The 18,051-nt window shown below is 68.7% G+C and carries 11 protein-coding genes and 1 pseudogene; 11 read left to right on the top strand and 1 reads right to left on the bottom strand.

Annotated elements, in window-relative coordinates:
- Positions 1-189: 189 nt before the first annotated feature.
- The 4 genes and pseudogenes from J2S66_RS09490 to J2S66_RS09475 form a co-directional block, all read left to right on the top strand.
- Complete coding sequence (locus J2S66_RS09490) at positions 190-312, top strand: hypothetical protein (RefSeq protein ID WP_310306320.1); 123 nt, start codon at positions 190-192, stop codon at positions 310-312.
- On the top strand, positions 309-1,262 hold the full coding sequence (tgmB, locus tag J2S66_RS09485) for an ATP-grasp ribosomal peptide maturase (RefSeq protein WP_310306316.1): 954 nt from the start codon (positions 309-311) through the stop codon (positions 1,260-1,262). The genes J2S66_RS09490 and tgmB overlap by 4 nt, the downstream gene beginning before the upstream one ends.
- Positions 1,259-6,487: a CRISPR-associated helicase Cas3' gene (gene cas3 / locus J2S66_RS09480; RefSeq protein ID WP_310306314.1), complete on the top strand. Its 5,229-nt coding sequence runs from the start codon at positions 1,259-1,261 to the stop codon at positions 6,485-6,487. Before tgmB ends, cas3 begins: the two co-directional genes overlap by 4 nt.
- 148 nt (positions 6,488-6,635) lie before the next feature.
- A pseudogene (locus tag J2S66_RS09475) lies at positions 6,636-6,892 on the top strand (helix-turn-helix domain-containing protein); the annotation flags it as partial.
- A gap of 238 nt (positions 6,893-7,130) precedes the next feature.
- Here the strand turns inward: J2S66_RS09475 and J2S66_RS09470 are convergent.
- Positions 7,131-8,846, bottom strand: a complete 1,716-nt coding sequence (locus J2S66_RS09470; RefSeq protein ID WP_310306312.1) for a hypothetical protein — start codon at positions 8,844-8,846, stop codon at positions 7,131-7,133.
- A 273-nt stretch (positions 8,847-9,119) separates the two neighbouring features.
- Between J2S66_RS09470 and J2S66_RS09465 the strand changes: the two genes are divergently transcribed.
- The 7 genes from J2S66_RS09465 to J2S66_RS09435 all read left to right on the top strand — a co-directional run bounded on the left by J2S66_RS09465 (position 9,120) and on the right by J2S66_RS09435 (position 18,009).
- Positions 9,120-10,301 carry a helix-turn-helix domain-containing protein gene (locus J2S66_RS09465; protein WP_310306310.1) on the top strand — a complete coding sequence of 394 codons (1,182 nt, stop codon included), beginning with the start codon at positions 9,120-9,122 and terminating at the stop codon, positions 10,299-10,301.
- 738 nt (positions 10,302-11,039) lie between these two features.
- Entirely contained in the window at positions 11,040-11,402 is a 363-nt protein-coding gene (locus tag J2S66_RS09460; protein WP_310306308.1) for a hypothetical protein, read from the top strand.
- 228 nt (positions 11,403-11,630) lie between these two features.
- Positions 11,631-12,044, top strand: coding sequence for a hypothetical protein (locus J2S66_RS09455; protein WP_310306306.1), 414 nt, complete (start codon positions 11,631-11,633; stop codon positions 12,042-12,044).
- 89 nt (positions 12,045-12,133) lie between these two features.
- Positions 12,134-14,467, top strand: a complete 2,334-nt coding sequence (locus J2S66_RS09450) for an NB-ARC domain-containing protein (protein ID WP_310306304.1) — start codon at positions 12,134-12,136, stop codon at positions 14,465-14,467.
- A gap of 331 nt (positions 14,468-14,798) precedes the next feature.
- Entirely contained in the window at positions 14,799-15,653 is an 855-nt protein-coding gene (locus J2S66_RS09445; RefSeq protein WP_310306302.1) for a helix-turn-helix domain-containing protein, read from the top strand.
- Between the two features lie 215 nt (positions 15,654-15,868).
- A complete protein-coding gene (locus J2S66_RS09440) occupies positions 15,869-17,086 on the top strand; it encodes a tetratricopeptide repeat protein (protein WP_310306300.1) in 1,218 nt (405 codons plus the stop codon).
- A gap of 11 nt (positions 17,087-17,097) precedes the next feature.
- Positions 17,098-18,009: a hypothetical protein gene (locus J2S66_RS09435; protein WP_310306298.1), complete on the top strand. Its 912-nt coding sequence runs from the start codon at positions 17,098-17,100 to the stop codon at positions 18,007-18,009.
- The last annotated feature ends 42 nt before the right edge of the window (positions 18,010-18,051 follow it).

The raw sequence follows: 18,051 nt of genomic DNA, 5'->3' as shown, positions 1-18,051 counted from the left end.
CAAGGAGAAACGCCAGGAATCGACAGCGTCTTCGCGACAGTGGACGATCGATTTCCCACGAGACGCTCCATGAATCGGCTTCGACATCAGTCGGGCGGCGAGTCCCTCTTCAGGTCCTTTGGCCTTCGTTTCCTGCGCGAGTCCCCGACCACGAATCAGCGCGCATGCAGGTACTCGCACGAACTCCAGATGGCGGTGTTCGACGATGTAGACCGGAAGGTGTTCCTGGCGGGGACGTCGAGTGGTGGTACCGATCATCCCACAGGGGATGAGGAAATGGACTTCCACCAGCCCGATGAAGACCTGCCGTGACGGTGCTCATCATCAGCGGTGATGCCGACCCGACGACGAACCGCATCGTGCACGAACTCGACAAGCGCTCGACTCCGGTGTTCCGGTGTGACGTCGGCTGGTTCCCTGCGGGACTGGCGCTCGATGCCGTGCTGGACGGCTCGCGGTGGCGCGGTTCGTTGGGAACACCACATCGTGCTGTCCGCCTGGAGGACCTCCGATCGGTCCTCTTCCGCGGACCCACGGGGTTCACGTTCGAGGCGGGCCTGTCGCCGGTGGAACTTCGGCACGTGAGGCTGGAGGCGAGGTTGGGACTGGGGGGCGTGCTGACGTCGCTGCCGGTGTTGTGGTGCAACCACCCCGCCAGGCAGGCGGATGCAGGATACAAACCCTTGCAGTTGGCGATCGCGGCACAGTGCGGGTTCCTCGTCCCCGCGACGATGGTGACGAACGATCCCGAGGCCGTTCTGCGTTTCACAGCCAGCGTCCCGCACGTGGTGAGCAAGGTGCTCGGCGTCAACCGGATCGACGACGGGGCCGTCGTCCGGATCGCCTACACGCGCTTCCTGGAAACATCCGATCTGGTCGACCTCGAAGGCGTGAGGACCACTGCGCACCTGTTCCAGGAGTGGCTGGAGAAGTCTTACGAGGTCCGTGTCGTCGCTGTCGGATCGGCGCTTTTCACTGTCGCTATCCACGCGCACAGTGCCGCGTCGCGCATCGACTGGCGTAGTGACTACGAGGCTCTGTCCTACAGCGTGGTCGACTTGCCGAAGGAGGTCGCAGCGTCGATACGGCGGTTTCTGGAGGCATTCGGACTCGCCTTCGCGGCGTTCGACTTCGTCGTCACCACCGATGGGCGGTGGCACTTTCTGGAGGCGAATCCGGCAGGCCAGTACGGCTGGCTGGAAGACGTCGTCGACGTGCCGATCAGCGCCGCTGTCGCCGACTTCCTGGCGGGCGCGACATGACCGGCGAGCACCGACAGTGGGCGCACGCCACCGACGGCAGCGGTGTCGTCCAAGCGGGGCGTGACGTGGTGACGATCCACCAGAGCGGGCCTGCGTCGTGGCCGGAGCGTCCCGGGATGGTGTCGGTGGAGCCACCGTGGGACCGGATCGACCACCGGGTCCGCGGTCGATCCGACGTGATGGCCGACTTGGTCCAGTGGGCTGCGGACACCGCCGATCGGTTCGTCGTCCTCTGCGGTGCAGGCGGTTACGGCAAGACGACGCTGGCGCTGCACTTCGCCCGGGAGCAACGCGGGCAGGGAACCGCTGTCTGGTGGGTATCCGCTCATGATGAGCATTCCGTGGCCGCCGGTATGCGCGAGGTCTGTTTCCGCATGGGTGTGCCACCGGACCGGATCCAAGCAGCGCAGGCGGGGCAGAGGTCGGCGTCGGATCTGCTGTGGAGCAACCTGAGGGCCTTCCCCCACCGGTGGTTGCTGGTCGTCGACAACGCCGACGATGCCGAGTTGGTCATCGCGCCGCGTGCCGCGCGTCCTCTGGGTCCAAGCTGGTTGCGCAGTACCGAAGGGTGCCTCGGCTCGGTGCTGGTCACCAGCCGTGACGGAGGGCGCAACTCCTGGGGGCCGCAGGCAGTCCTGCTGCACGTGCCCGCCCTGCGCGCCGACGACGGTGCCCGCATTCTGCTCGATCTCACCCACCGCGACGACGACCAGTTCGCAGCCGCTCGCGCCGTGGCTGCCCGCCTGGGCGGCCTGCCCCTTGCGCTCCGGCTGGCCGGCCTGCACTCGGCGAGCATGGCCACCGCCCCCGAGCTGCCCGGTCTTCCGGCGATACGTACCTTCTCCGACTACCTGACCGCCCTCGACGAGCGCTTCATGACCACGATCGAAGCCACGTCACCCCGTCACCGTGCACGCAGAGAGCCCCGAGAATTGATTACCGAGACCTGGGAATTGTCACTGGACGTGCTCCGCAAGGGCGGGCAGGTGCAGGCACGCGCGCTTCTGCGGTTGCTTTCGTGTTTCGCGAACGCCCCCATCCCCTATGAACTGCTCGATGCCCGCATCATGGCCGGCTCGCCGCTGTTCGCCGGGATCACGCCGGACAAGCTCCTCGTGCTGCTTGACGGCTTGGCGGAACTCGGTTTGACCGAGCGCGTCACCACCGTAGAGCAGCAGCTCCCACATGGACCGGGATTGGTGCTGCACCCGGTGGTGCGGGAAAGCAACCGTCACCACCACGACGTCAAGGACGACCCGGTCCGGTACGCCGTGCTCTGCGCGGCGCTGCTGGACTCGGCGACTCACGACCTGGACCACGAGGACTCCGGGACATGGCCCCGCTGGCAGGCTCTGGTACCGCACTGCGCCAGCCCACTGCAACTGTGGCCGGAGGCGTGGCTCGGAGGCGCCGAACACACCGACCTGGTGCGGACTGCCACAGCCACCCTGCACCGCTGCGGACGTTTCCTGTACCAGTGCGGGCTGTACGAGCAAGCCGAGCAGCAACTGGCCGCTGCCCTGGCGCCGCAACACGAACTGCTCGGCGGAGAGGACCCGGACACCCTCAAAACCCGGGGCGACCTGGCCTCGGTCCTCACCACGCAGGGCAAGTTCGATGCGGCTGAAGCCGAGTTCCACATGGTGCTCGCCGCGCAGGTCAGAACCTTGGGTTCGGCGCATCCCGACACCCTCGACACCCGCAGCAGACTGGCCGTGGCGCTGCGCGCGCGGGACCGTCTCGCGGAAGCCGAAGCGGAGTTCCGTGCCGTGCTGACCGAACAGGTCGGCACGCTGGGGCCCGAGCACCGTCACACCCTCGACACCCGCAATCGCCTGGCCCACCTGCTGCACCTGCAAAGTCGGATCACCGAGGCGGAGGCGGAGTTCCGTGCGGTACTGGCCGCACGACAGAAGCTTCTGGGCGAATACCACCTCAACACGTTGGACTCGCGCAGCGAACTGGCGTCCTTGCTGCACGTCCGAGGCGACCTGCCCGCTGCCGAGGCCGAGTACGACCGGTTGCTGTGCGCGGAACGCGTCGCCTTGGGCGAGGACCACCCCAAGACGCTCGTGGCCTACAGCCACCTGGTCATGTTGCGCCATGACCAAGGCAAGCTGGACGGCCTGGAGACGCTCTACGACAACATCCTGGAAAAGCAGAGTCGCGTGCTGGGGCCGACCCACCTGCACACCCTCGCGACCCGTCACCGTCTGGCCAAATTCCACTTCGAACAAGGAAGACTCGCGACCGCCCAAGGTGAGTTCGAGGACGTGCTTCGGCAGAAGAGCCGAGTCCTGGGCGCCCAGCACCACGCCACGCTCATCACCCGCGAATACCTGGCACTGACCCTTGCCGCGCGCGGACACACCGCGGTCGCCGAGACCGAGTTGGAGACGCTGCTGGAGATCCGCCTGCGCACCATGGGAGACGACCATCCGCTCACCGCAGCTACGCGGGCCAACCTGCGCTCGGTGACAGAAGCACCGCGATACGGAGAGGTGGAGTCACGGTCGGACCGACAGTTCGTGCGAGCGCCCGCCCGGGATTGGCGGGTGATATGGGCGAAGGTCGCCTGTGCCCGATACGGCCGTGTCACGCACTGGCTGCCGTTGCAGCAGCATCTCGACGATGCCGCAGCGGTCGCCGTTCTGCTGGTCGACAGATGGCTGTCCCCCCAGGTCGTGGCGCGGATCGCCGAGGAGTTGCCCGACGGTATCGCGGGCGTTCCGGTGTTGACGGGTTGGCTGGCGCGAGTCCACGACGTGGGCAAGGCGAGTCCCGCGTTCGCCGTCCAAGCGCAGATACCGGCGGATCGGGTACGTGAAGCCGGCCTGGTCGCCCCGTCGGAGGTGTCGACCCATCCTCGGCGCAGTCGCGTGCACCACGCGTTGGTGGGACACCTCGCGGTGCAGGACTACCTGTCGGGTCGTTGGGGCCCGGAAGGCGCGCTTGTCGCCGAACAACTGGCCAGTGTGGTCGGCAGCCACCACGGGATGCCGCCGGAGAGGTCCGAACTGCGGGAGGCCGAGGACCACCCGGACCTGGTCGGTCGGGGTGTGTGGTCGCAGGCCCGGAACTTCTTCCTCGACCGGGCCTCGGAAGGGGTCGACCTGGACCGTTACCGGAATGTGCGGTTGAGCCGGCCGGTTCTGGTGTTGCTGACGTCGATCGTCGTCCTGGCGGACTGGGTCGTGTCGGATCCCGAACTCTTCCCCTTGTTGGAGGGCGATGAGGACCCGCTGGAGTTCGATCCGGCGCCGCGGGTGGAGTCTGGTTGGAACAAGCTCGGCTTGCCGGAGCGGTGGCGGGCTCGTGCACTGGGGTCGGATACAGGCGCGGCGTTGCGGAACCGGTTCGTCGACCGAGCGCCAGGGGCGCTAGTGCTTCAGGCCGCGGCGGCAGAGGTGGCGTCAGCGGCCACGCGGCCAGGGCTGATGATCGTCGATGCGCCGACGGGGGCGGGCAAGACCGAGGCGGCACTGCTGGCAGCGGAGGAATTGGCGGCGAAGTCCGGTGCGGACGGAGTGTTCGTGGCGTTGCCGACTCAGGCGGCCACGGATGCGATGTTCGAGCGGATGCGACGCTGGACAGACCTGCTACCGGGCCGGGAAGGACCGGCAGGGACAACACTGACCTGCGGCAGGGAACTGTTCGACGACGCGACGTCGCCGGTAGCGCACAACTGGCTCAGCGGCCCTGTGAGAGATGTGTTGGCCGCCTTCGTGGTCGGCACGATCGACCAGGTGCTGTCCGCCGGATCGAAGAGCAGGCACGTGATGCTGCGGCACTTGGCGCTGGCGGGCAAGGTGGTCGTGATCGACGACGTGCACGTCTACGACGACTACATGACGCAGTACCTGCAGCGTGTGCTGCACTGGCTGGGCGCCTACAAGGTGCCGGTGGTGCTGCTGGCGACGACATTGCCCGCGCAACGGCGCGCGGAGTTGATGACAGCCTACGAGGGACGGCCGATCGCGGTGCGGCGCGAACCGGGGAACCCGCTGATCGTCGCATCGGGCGGGATGCGGACGCGGGTGTTGCCTGCGGTCTCGAAGCAGGTGACGGTTGCGCTGGACCGGTTGCCCGACGACCTGGAGACGTTGACCAGCTACCTGCGGGAGCATTTGACCGAAGGGGGTTGCGCGGTCGTGGTCCGCAACACGGTCGCGCGGGTGCAGAAAACCGCTGCGTGGTTGAGTCGTGAGTTCGGGGCGGACAACATCACGATCAGCCACTCAGGGTTCCTGGCATGCGATCGGGTGTGCATCGACCGGAACCTGGTGCGGCGCTTCGGCCGGGAAGGCGAGCGACCCGGGGTGCATATCGTGGTGGCATCTCAGGTGGTGGAGCAGGCGCTGAACGTCGACTTCGACCTCGTGGTGACCGATCTGGCACCGGTGTACCCGCTGGTGCAGCGGATGGAGCACGTGCACCGATACGAGCGGGTCAGGCCGGCCCCGATGGCACAGCCGCGCTGCGCGGTGGTCGGCGTCGAGGACTGGAGTGCTGCGCCGGTGCGGGCGGTGCCCGAGTCGCGTTCCATCTACGGCGAGCACTTGCTGCTGCGGTCGGCGGCGCTGGTGACCAGGCTGGATCAGGTGGCGCTGCCGTCGGATATCGCCCCGTTGGTACAGCAGGCATACGGCACCGGCCGGCTCGGGCCGACGTCGTGGCAGGAGGCGATGGACGAGGCCGCGGCCGCGGCGAGCTGGCACACGGGGCAGCGAGTGCAGGCGACGCAGGCGCTGCTGCTCGACCCGGCCGGATCGAACGCGCGTTCACTGGTCGGCTGGGTACGTCTTCCGGACAGTGATCCCGAGGACACGCTCTCCGGTGCGGTTCCCACCAGCGACGGCGTGGAGCCGCTGGAGGTGCTGGTTGTCCAGCGGAACACCACGGGCGGCTTCTCGACACCGGACTGGATCGAACAGGACGGCGGCCAGCCGCTGCCCACGGACCTCCCCCTCGAACCTGCACAAGCCCGGGTGGTCGTAGCGTGCACGCTACGACTGCCGATGCAGCTGAGCCATCACGACATCGTTTTCGACGTGATCGCAGCCCTGAAGGCCAACCGCGTCGCGTCCTTCGACTCCTCCCCTGTGTTGCGGGACCGCTTGGTCCTCCTGCTCGACGAGAACCGTAGTACGGAGATCCGGCAAGGCAAGGCCGCCTTCCGGCTGGTCTACGACCCGCGCGAAGGATTGACCTGCGAAAGTCGATGAACCTGGCGCGTTCGATCTGCTCAATACTGAGCCATTTCATCGTGACGTCGCAGGTCACGGCGCAGACTAAGCAATGGGGGCGCGGTGGGCGAGGCTCCCGGTAAGACAGCAGTCGACCAAGATCCGATACCTACCCGAGAGCCTCGCCGTGCTGTCCTACCCTGCCGCGATTCCGCTGTCCAACCACACCTTCGTCCGGCTCGCCGACCTCATCCGGCCGAGCGGGCACGACGCCGCTTCCGATGGCGGCGACTCGACCCCGGCCGCCAAGCGCTGCTCGTGCCCGCCCACCTGCGCAACGGCGACACCCACACCCGCCTCGCCGCCGGATTCGGCATCTCCTACAGCACCGCCTGGCGCTACGTCAGGGAAGCAGTTGATCTGCTCGCCGCCCTGGCGCCAGAGCCGCTCGTTTGCCCCACGGCGAGGTCGCTGGCACACGTGAGCTGATCAAGATTGTTCAAGCTGGGCGAACCTGCTGCTCAACGGGTGTGCCGCAAGCCGATCGTGCCGAGCGCAGAGGTGCCGATTCCGCGCTGGGCCCGTCTGGGCACGGTGGAGCGGTGTCGCCGAACTGAACGGGATGGCCGCCTTCGGTGAGCTTCGGTCGAGGAGTTGATGCGGTTGGGCTGCCGAGGCGTGGTCAGGGGGTTTTGCGGATGAGGTTGGTGTATCCGGCCACGGCGAGGGTGATGAGCCCCCACAGCACGGCTTGAACGATCCAGATGGCGAGGGTGACGGCTTGACCGCGCCGGGTGGAGGTGTCGAGGTCACACTTGGCGCGCAGTCCGGTGGCTCCGAGAGGCAAACCTCGGTCGAGGCCGAGCCCGATCAGTTCGATGGTGGAGCACCGCGTCGCGGCCGTGGTGGTGGGGCTGCCGGGTGGGGTGACGCGTTCGGCGGCGTGGTGCCCGGGTCGGGTGGGGATCTGCCCCGCGACGTACCCGGCGGCGCCAGCGGCGGTCAGGGCGAGCAGCAGGGCCAGCGCGAGGGTGCGGGTGCGGTAGCCGTAGCCGGCCAGCCGTCCCCACAGGGTGTGCACCGCCCTGGCCGACCGGCCGCCCAGGGCGGCGGGTGCGCGGCGGCGCAGGTCGTTCTGCTGGGCGATGAGCACCTGGCGGGCGTTGCCGTCGTGGCCGGCGGCCCGTTCGATCGCGGCCAGCTGCTGGAATGGCTGGGGGCGGTAACTAGTGGTGTGGTGTGCGACGAGGTGCAGCCATTGCCGCCAGTCCACGTCCCTCAACGCGGTGAAGGCGAAGTCGCCCAGGTCCACCCGGCCCGGGTGCCCGCACTCGCCGTCCCCGCCCGCGGCCGGGCACACAACCCGCGCAGGCACGAGCACCGCGCCGTCCACTCGCGCCTTCCCCAAGTCCAGCAGCAGCCCGGACGGGTTGCTCACCCGCATGTCCGCACAGTTGAACTGGCCGCGGATGTGGGCACCGGGCAGGCGCACCGCGCCGGTCTCGCCGCTGCCGCGCACCGTGGCACCACGCAAGAACAGGTCACCATCGACCTCGAGCCCGTCGGCATGCAGGACGGCACCGGTGTCGTTGACGATCTGCGCCTGCTCGCAGGTGAGGGCGCCGCTGATGTGCGCACCGAGCAGACGTACAGCGCCCCTCTCGCCGCTGCCGCGCATCGTGGCACCACTCAGATACAGGGTGCTGCCGACATGGAGCCCGTCGGCGTGCAGGGCGGGGCCGGTGTCGTTGACGACCTCGGCCCCCGCGCAGGCGAACTGGCCGCTGATGCGGGCACCGAGCAGGCGCACCGCGCCGTTCCCGCCGCTGCCGCGCACCGTGGCACCACGCAGGAACAGGTCGCTGTCGACGTGGAGCCCGTCGGCGGCCAGAGCGGGGCCGGTGTCGTTGACGATCTCGGCCTGCGTGCAGTCGAGTTGACCACCGATGCGGGCACCGAGCAGACGTAGGGCGCCGCCCTCACCGCTGCCGCGCACCGTGGCACCACGCAGGATAAGACTACCGTCGCCACGGAGCCCATCGGCGTGCACGGTCGAGAGGTGACTGCCCGAAAAGCTCAGTGTCGCGACCCTTGCCTGGATCGCGGTGAACGGCTCGGCAAGCACGCACTCGACCAGGATCAACGGTGTGTCGGTGCGCAGGCCGTCCAGATCGAGGACACCTGTGATCCGGGCGCGCATCAGGCGGATGCCGCGGGGGTCCAGCTCGCCACGGCGACCCAGCAGCAGTTCCCGGATCAACTCCGCCCGCACCACGTGCGAAAGGTCGTCGCTACCAGCCAACTCCTCGACCGGCACCCCTGGAGCGCAGGTCAGCCATGCGCCACGCCGCGCCGCCTCGACCACCTCGCGCTCGCGGTCACTGAGGTCGTGGATCACGGGCGGCAAGGCGGGTTCGGATACCGGTTTCCCCATACCGCGTATGTCGATCACGGCCCCGCTGCCGCTACAGCCCGGAGGACCGGCACAGCACCGCGCTGTTCATCGATCCTCTGACCACCTTCGTCCACCTCTCGCTCTCTGCCTCGAGGCTTCGAGGCTTCGAGGCTTCGAGGCTTCGACGTGATCTTGAGGGCCGGTTTCTCCAGATCAGGACCATGATCGTCGCTAGGCGTTCTCTCGATCGTCCTCCCAGTGGCTACCATTGGAGGTATGAGCGAAGCATATGACGAGATCGGCCGCAGGCTACGGCAGATTCGCCATGCTCAACGGAAGTCGCTAGCTGTCATCGCCGGTCGAGCGGGAATCAGTGTCTCTTACCTATCCCGCTTGGAATCCGGTGCGCGCGCACTCGATCGGCGCTCACTTGTTGTAGCACTTGCCGACGCCCTCGAAGTAGCTCCTAGCGAAATTACTACGCTCGCCCCAGCGGACCACCTTGAAGAAGATCAGTCGCTGGGACCGGTACGCTTGGCGCTATTGTCCGTGACTATGGATGAGCCAGACGGCGAAGTAGTTCCGGTGGATCTACTCACCGAACGCGCTGCACTTGCACTCGAAGCACAACGTCAATGCGACTATGTGAGCGTCGGCAGCAAACTTCCCATGCTGATCCGAGACCTCCATACAACATTGAAAACCGGTCGTCACGATAAAAAGGTTCTTCAACTACTAACCTTGACCCATGTACAGGGAACACAAGCATGGCTAGGCGACATCGGCGCGAATATGGACCTCGCCTGGCAGGCCGCAATGCTGGCGAAGCAGGCTGCCGAACGAGCGGATGACCCATTGACGCATGCCGTAAGTGCGTTCGGCACGGCTTTCGGCTTGATGGGTGCCGGCGCGTTCGATCTCGCTTCGAAAGCACTCGCTGTGCCAAACCTCGGCACAGCCTCTGTCGAGGCAGCACAAGCTACGGGAATGCTCACGCTCGCATCGTCCCTAGTGGCTGCCGCCCGCAAGGACCACTCGGAGCGCATGGCCGCGATCGAACATGCGGCAGATCTTGCGAAGTACACCGGGGAAGGCAATGCACTGTGGTTCGGTTTCGGCCCCAGCAATGTGGGCGTGTGGCGGATGTCCATCGCGCTCGAAGCGGGCGACTACGCCGAGGCTGCTCGCATCGCAACGATAGTCGACCCGAATGCCCTTCCTTCTCCTACAAGGAAGTCCGCGTATTGGCGTGAGTACGGACGGGCACTGGCACGACTTCCTCGTCGGCAGGATGACGCCGTGATGGCCCTCCGTCGGGCGGAGCGCATCTCACCGGCGCGCATCCACCGCCACCCGTTCATGCGTTCGGTACTGGCGGAACTGTTGACGAAGGCCAAGCGGGACGCGGTAAGTCGCGAGCTTCGCGGCATGGCATACCGCGCCGGCCTGCCTGTTTAACCCATTCGGGTGACTTTGCCTGTGTGGCAAAAGATCAACTCTCTGCGCTCCTACGGTCCTGATCAACGGCCCCGGATGTGCAGAGGCGGTGATCATGCGCGGTCCCTACCGGCGGATGCCATACGACGGCGTTCTCCGCACCATGTCGGCAAGATTTCAGCTCGACAGTGATGACGAACTTTATTGGGACGCAACGCTTTCAGCGGTAGGCACATCGCGCGCCGCCTTCGCTGCGTCAAGTTGCGCGACGTTCAGCTTCTCCGTCATCCGAGAACGTGCAGCATACGTCGTACTACAGGAAGAGCGTCGGACGCTCACTCGCCAGTCGATGGGCCTGCCAGCTCCCCCAGTGACAGCAAGGAGCTACGTAGAACCGGGTCCACATCGTCTCCGAGCGGGCCAGCCGTGTCATACGCAGAGAACTGGCACTCACGACGAGGCGACGGCGCACCACGAATCGGAAAGTGCGTTGTCCGCATGTCAACTTGTCGGCACTCGCAACCCCACAGACGCCGCACGGACGCCACTCTCTGATCATCACAGTGGACATGAAATTCCGGTCGGTCGTGCGGGTTCGGAGGTAAAGCGGATGCAGGTGCCGCGATCACGTCGATGTCCTGCGACGGCATCGACGGTGTTCGGCATAGCTGGCTGGTCTTGCACCGATTCGGCCCGTTCGGCACTCGGAACGGTCATCGTCGGATGACGCGATCACGCAGCAGCGCGCCGGTGCGAGGTGTGGACCTGCGCAGGGTGGGCTATGTGCGGATCTCCAGCGTGTCCGGCTTCGAGGGCGCCCCGTGGAGGGATCTGTCGGACAGTGCCCGCCGTACTGCCGCCCGACACTGCGAGCGCCACAGGTTGCCTCTGTCGCATGTCGTCGTCGATCGCAACGTGGTCGACGACGGACTCCTCGGCCGTGTCGAATTCGCCGCGGTGTTGGAGGTCGCGGCTCTGTCCGGGACGTACGCGGTCGTGGCTCCGTCCCTCGATCGCCTGTCGACCGATCGTGACATGCGGATGACGCTCACCTCCCAACAGGTCGAGATCGGGATGTGGATCCTCACCATGGAACCGGTCCTGGGCAGGGAGACCCGGTGAACGGCGACAGCACTTTGCTGCACCTCGCCGGTCCCGTCACCGGCGTACGGGCACACGGCCTTTCTCTTCTCCTTCCTGCGGGGCGCGGGCGGCCCGGAACATCGGCGGGCGGCGACGACAGTCGGGGCGCGCATCCCCCGGCGATGCGTCCACTCGTCGACCGCTCGTGCCTGGGCACGGGGGTACGTCTTGGTTGAGCGGCGCGTGGTGTCCACCAGTTTATCGAGGGTGAATGCGGAGATCGCCGGCTTCCTGGGACGGTTGATGGCCGAGGACGACCCGCGCAGCACGGTCGAGTACACCGTGTCGCTGGGGCGTGCGGCGCACCTGCTCAGCCTGCACCTCCAGCGAACCGCGCTCGTCCTGGCGGCCTTCTCCCGCTTCGAAGACTTCGGTCCGGAGGCCGACGTCGACAGCGGCGCCGAGGCCGACGAGGTAGAGGCCATGTCCTACGAGACGACAGTCGCGACCGGGATCGACGCGCTGCGCCAGAACCCGCACTTCACGCCCGAACTGCTGGACGAACTGTTCGGAGATGCCGCGAAAGTGGTGGTTCCGCCGGCGGTCGAGTCGTCGAACGCGGACGCGTCGACAGCGGACAGCGATCACGTCGCCAGCCATGCGAAGTATGCCCGCGACTAGTCGATTCCGATGTTTCCGGCACCGAAGAATGTTCGCGATAAGCGGATGCACAACAGAGTGGATATTGCGATGCACAGTGGCGGCGCGGCATGAAGTCAGATCCCACCGAAGGCGACCGGTTGGACGGAATCGTCCACGGCTCGGCGGTCCAGACGGACAGCACCGACGTGCTCGATTTCCACGTCCCGACCGCGAGTGCCACGGCGGTTCCGTGGCAGCTGCCGTCGGGAACGCGGGTGTTCACCGACCGGGAGCACGAGCGCGAGCGCTTGGGTTTCCTGCTGCCCACGAGCGACGACGCCGATGCTGCCGTGGCGGGTGTGGGCCCGGTGGTTGTGGGTCTGCACGGCCCGGCCGGGATCGGGAAGACCGCGCTGGCGGTGCGGTGGCTCTCGGAGCAGCGTGACCGGTTCCCCGATGGGCTGCTGCACGCCCGGTTCGACGCCGGTGGACCGGCTCACGCCCGCAACCCGGACTCCGTGCTCACCGGTTTCCTGCTCGCGTTGGGTGTTGCGCAGCACGCGCTGCCCGCCGAGCCGGAGCGCCGCATCGCGCTGTACCGGGCCCTGACCGCGGACCGGGCGTTGGGCGTGCTGCTCGACGATGTCGGCGAGGTCGAGCAAGTGATGCCGCTGGTGCCCGGCGGGTCGCGCTGCGTGCTGGTGGTCACCAGCCGTCGCCCGCTGAGCGGGTTGATCGAACAGGGCGCGTGGCCGCACCAGGTCGCGGCCCTGAGTCGGGATGACGGGATGGCCCTGTTCGAGGGCATCGCCGGACCCGACCGCGTGCACGCCGACGTCCAGGCCGCCGCCGCGCTCGTCGGGCTGTGCGGCGGGCGTCCGCTGGGCATCGCGGTGCTGGCCGCGAACGCCGCGCTGCACCCGGCCGTGCCGCTGGCCGACGTGGCGGCCGACCTCGCCCAAGACCCGCTGGACACCCTCGTTCGGGAGGACGACGTCGTGGAACGTGCCGTGAGGGCGGACTATGAAGGTCTGCAGCCTCTCTGCCGGGCGCTGTTCCGCATGATCGGCGTCCAACCGGTCAGCCGCTTCACCCTGCCGATGCTGCTCGCGCTGCTCGTCCCCTCCCACGGGCAGCCGCCACCGGGGCGGGACGTCGAGGTCGCGGGCGAGCAGCAGTCGGACCCGGTCAGCCGGTCACGCTCGCGTCGGGCCGCGCAGGTGCGTCGCGTGCTCGACGGCCTCGTCGCCGCCCACCTGCTGACCCACCACCCGGACGAGAACCCGGCGGCCACCGACGACGTCATGGACCCGATGGGAACGGCCGGGCCTACGTGGGAGATCGACGCGGTTCCGCACCGCCTCGCCCGCCAGTTCGCCGAGACTGCCGATGCCGAGGATGTGCGGCTCGCCGCGCTGGTGCGGGTGGTCGACTTGGTGCTGTGGCCGGCGCTGCACGCCGCCGACCTGGCCGTGACGCCCTACCGGCGTCGCACTCCCTACCCGGGCACATCCGGCAGCCGGCCCGGCGAGGCAGCGGCCTTCGTCGACCGTGCGGCCGCGTTGGCCTGGTTGGAGCGTCACGTCGACGCCGTCGCCGCCTACGCCGGTGCTCTGCACGCGGCGGGTGGGCATCGGCGGGCCTGGCACCTGGTCGACGCGCTGTGGCCGCTGTGGCTGCACCGCAAGGACTACACGCTGCGGCTGGAGTTGGACGCGCTCGGGCTGCGCGCCGCCCATGCCTGCGGCGACGAGGCGGCGCAGGCGGAGATGCTCACGCGGATCGGGTTGGCGCAGACCTCGCTGCGTGCCTTCGACGAGGCCGCCAAGGCGCTCAAGGCGGCTTTGGGATTGCGGCTGGCGCTGCGGGACCGGTGGGGTGAGGCGGACTGCCGCGATGCCCTGGGGCTCTACCACAAGGCAGTCGGCGACATCGACCACGCCGGTGACCAGTTCCGGCTCGCGGCCCGGCAGTACCAGGCGGTCGGGGCGTTGCGCGAGCAGGCCCTGATCAACCACCAGCTCGGTGTGCTCTACCTCGACACGGGCCGACCCCACCTCGCGCAGGTCCAGCTGTCACGCACTCTCGACGAGTTCGCCGCGCTGCCGCAGCCCGACGAGTACAACGCGCTGCGCACCCGTATCGACCTGGCCCGCGCCCACCTGGGTCTGCGCCAGTACCACGATGCCCGTGCCTTGGCCGTTGCGGTCGTCGGCGGGATGGCACGACTGGCCAACCCCGTGGAGCACACCCGTGCCCTGGAAGTTCTCGCCGAGATCGCCCACGCCACCGGCGACCCGGTCTACCCGCACCGGCTCGCCGACGCTCTCGCCTTGTACGAGTCGGTCAACTCCCCGCACGCGGACCGGGTGCGGAAGCTCCTGGCCACTACCGACGCCCCCGCTGCGGCCATGTCCGACGGCGATCGGACTGTCGGGGACCCGCAGGCGCAGCGGCCGTGAACAGGACGACCGACGACATGAGCGGCCGGATGACCGGCATCCGTGGCGCGGGCCGGCCAGGTCACCGTGCGCCTGCCCGCACAGCCGTATCGGCCGTCGAACCGGATCCCACTTCCCTCCCCCGCCGCAGCCCGACATGGCCAGGGCCCTCGACCACGCCGGACGCGCCGCGATCGACGATCTCCTCACCGGAACGGACGACGCCATGCCGGTCACGATCAACACCCCGGGAAGGCCGGCTTGCCAGCCGCCTCCGCCCGGCGTGGACCCCGCACTTCGATCACGGCCGACGGCCGCATTGTGACCCCCGAGCACAACTGAGGAACGCGTGATGGACACCGACGAGAAGACCACGCAGACGAGGCTGAGCACCGCCCACAGCCGCGAACTCGGCGAGGAACTACGCCGTATCCGCCATGCCGCCGGCCTGTCCTCCTCCGAGATCGTGGCAAGCCTGGGGTGGTCGCTGGGCAAGCTCAGCAAACTCGAAACCGGCAGCCGCAGCACCAGCACCTGGGACATCGCGATCCTGGTGGGCCGCTGCGCCGCCGACAAGACCACCCGCGACCGTGTCATGGCCATCGCCCACGAGCCCAACACCGGCACCTTCACCCGCTCCCACCGCGGCAGCCCCGACACGCTCACCGCCCTGGCCGTCCACGAACGCCTCGCCTGCGCCGTCGTCGCCTACGAACCGCTCACCGTTCCCGCTCTCGCCCAGACCGAGTCCTATGCCCACGCTCTGACCGGCGACCGAAATCTGGCTGCCGTCCGGGTCGCGCGGCAGGACCGCCTCCTCCGCCGCCACAACCGTCCGCACACCACGCTCTACGTCCACGAGACCGCCTTGCGCCTGGTCATCGGGAACCGGATCGTCATGCGCGACCAACTGCTCCACCTCACCCTGCTGCTCGGTCAGCCCGATGTCACCGTGCAGGTCATCCCCATGACCGCGCCAGCCCACCCCGCTCTGCGTCACCACGCCACGGTGCTCACCTTCGCCGCGCCCCTGTCTCCTCTGGCCTACAGCGAGAGCGGCCTCGCGACCGTCTTCCACGACCACCCCGACGCCGTCGAGCACTACCAGCGCCGGATGCATGAACTACACGCCCGTGCCCTGCCCGCCGCCCAGTCCGGGAAGGTCATCGCCCACTGGGCCAACGCCTACGACAAGGGAATCCGCTGATGGGCGCCACCGGTCGCGCCGGCAATCCCGCGGCGAACACCACGCCATCGACGCCGTCGAGGCCCGTAGCGAGCCGGCGGCGCATCCGACGGTCGCCCTTCACCATCGCGCTGCCGCAGACGTGCTTGTCCGCTCGACCGCGCGTGCCCGTCGGTGACCTGGCGGTCTCGTACAGCACCCGCCGGCCCGATCACCACGACACCCGGATTGGCTCCATGACTTTGGCTCATCGCGTCCTCGGCGCCCCCGCCCGCACCCTGTGGACGATCCTGCGTACCACCCCCTGCCCCGACCTGGGTCTCGGCGCAGTCCGCGCCGTGCTGCCCGAGCACGCTCCGGCAGGCGTCGACGCGGCGCCGGCCGAATTGGCGGCCACCGGCCTGCTGCACCGCGGCGGTCCGCCCGACGCTGCCCGGTTCCGGGTGCCCGACGCGCTGCGCATCGAGCGCACCGCCGACCTGGAGGTCACCGCCGCGCACCTCCACGTGGTCGAGCACCACACGGCCCGGTCGGCCCAGGCGTCGGAGGCCGGCGAGTCCGCCTTCCGCGAACCACCCGGTACCACCAGATCGCTGCCCGACCGGGTTGCTGCGGGTGCTTGGGTCGAAGTCGAGTACGGCACCGTCATGGCCTGTCAGCGGCTGGCTGCCGATCTCGGGTACGACGACCTGGTGTGGGGCATCGGCGAACGGCTGTGGATCCCCCTGTACTCCGCCGGACTGTTCGACGCCGTCCTGGACAGCCGGCGGCCGGCCGCCGCGGCGGCCCCTCGCCTGGAACACCCCTACGCCTCGGCCGCCCGCTCGCGGATCTGCTGGGCGCTACTGCGGCCGGGACGCCACGACGAGTCTGTGCGGGCCGGTGAGCAGGCGCCAGCCTTGACGGTCGTGTTCGACCACTCCCGGCCGAACACGATGGCCTGGTCGCAACCGGAGCGCGCCCACCACAGCACCGGCGCGCCCGACCTCGCGCTGAACTGCCCGGAACGCGCCGAAGCCGAGGACACCTCGCCGATGGCCACGGGCCGGCGTCGGCGGCACAGGGGCGAGGTACGCCGCACGACCGGTGACCTGGCCGAGGCGGAATCGGACTTCCGCATCGCGCTGGAGCTGATCGGCTCCACCCCGCGGCCACGGCTTCCGGAGACCACCAGGGTGCTGGTGCTGCTCGCCGAGGCCCTCGTCGAGCAGCACCGCGCCCGCGAGGCCGTCGAGGAGTCGGGCGAGGCGGTGTCGCTGCGCGCCCCGGACGCCGACGCCCTCTACCTGGCGGAGGTCGCACCGCACCTCGGCCACGCCCTGCTCGCCTGCGACGACCGGGCCGCTGCGGCGACCGGCTATCTGCGTGCCGCCGGGCTGTTCGACCGCGCGGGCCACCCGCAGCGGGTCGACGACGCCCGCACCCGCCACCACGCGATCGGCAGGGCGAAGTGACGGACCACCCTTTGTCGGACGGGAACGCCCCGTACTGGGTCGACACGACCGCCGACCTTCGTTGCGGCAGTCCGGAGTCGGCCGCGCGGTTGCTCGGGTGGGTGCGGGCGCAGGCGCCGTCACTGGTGGCGATCGTCGAAGACGACGAGACAGGCGGCCGGCACCACGTGATCGGCTGGGCGTTGGACCACGGCGATCGTTGCGAGGTGCTCGTCGCAGGCGTGCACACATCAGGATTGCGTCTCGGCGACGTGGTGACCGCACTCGACCCACACCGCGGTCTGCGCCCGATGGCCGTCTACGACCCTCACCGGGCCGGTGCGGATTCCACCGTCGACGCCGGTCCCGATCTGTCCCTGCCGTTGGGGCCGCAACTGTCGGGCCGCAGTCGCGTCGACGCCTTCCGCCTGGCGTGCCTGGCGGAACTCAAGGCACAAGCCGCCGGTGACGTCGCGCCCGCGCAACTTGCGGCCCAGCACGGGCTGACTCCACACCGATTGGAAACCCTGCTGCGCGAAGCCGATCTGAGCCTCGACACCGACCGGCCGATCGGCCCGCAGATCCGGTCACTGCCGCTGGCCCACCCGGTCCGCCGCCACGGCGAGGCGCTGCTGGCTCGCGAGTTCCTGTCGCACGAGTACCCCGACGTGGTGAAGCGGCGCCACGACGTCAGCTCGCACGTCCTCTACGGCGCGGTACGCCGCTACTGCGCAGGCACGCTCGTCGCCGGGATGCCACTGGGTCCGCAACTGCGCGTGCACCGGCCGGGCACCCCGGCGCGGATGTTGGCCGAACGCGTCATCGTCCGGGAACACGCGGAGGACGGTGCGGACGCGGTGTGCCGACGCCATCTGCTCAATCGCCCGCGCCTCGCCGTCGTGCTCGCCTCGGCCGCCGGCGACGGAGACGGCCCAGCCCGTTAACCGGACCATGCCATCTCCCAAGGAGATCAGGTCCGTGACCCG

The organism is Saccharothrix longispora (genome assembly GCF_031455225.1).
Taxonomy (GTDB): Bacteria; Actinomycetota; Actinomycetes; order Mycobacteriales; family Pseudonocardiaceae; genus Actinosynnema; species Actinosynnema longispora.
Note: the sequence above shows the minus strand (reverse complement) of the source record. Positions and strands in the feature narration are given on the sequence as shown.

What these genes read in the sequence shown, in the direction of transcription:
- J2S66_RS09490 (WP_310306320.1), top strand. Translation starts at nt 190, where the DNA reads ATGGCGGTGTTCGACGATGTAGACCGGAAGGTGTTCCTGGCGGGGACG.
- cas3 (WP_310306314.1), top strand. Translation starts at nt 1,259, where the DNA reads ATGACCGGCGAGCACCGACAGTGGGCGCACGCCACCGACGGCAGCGGT.
- J2S66_RS09465 (WP_310306310.1), top strand. Translation starts at nt 9,120, where the DNA reads ATGAGCGAAGCATATGACGAGATCGGCCGCAGGCTACGGCAGATTCGC.
- J2S66_RS09450 (WP_310306304.1), top strand. Translation starts at nt 12,134, where the DNA reads ATGAAGTCAGATCCCACCGAAGGCGACCGGTTGGACGGAATCGTCCAC.
- J2S66_RS09445 (WP_310306302.1), top strand. Translation starts at nt 14,799, where the DNA reads ATGGACACCGACGAGAAGACCACGCAGACGAGGCTGAGCACCGCCCAC.
- J2S66_RS09440 (WP_310306300.1), top strand. Translation starts at nt 15,869, where the DNA reads ATGACTTTGGCTCATCGCGTCCTCGGCGCCCCCGCCCGCACCCTGTGG.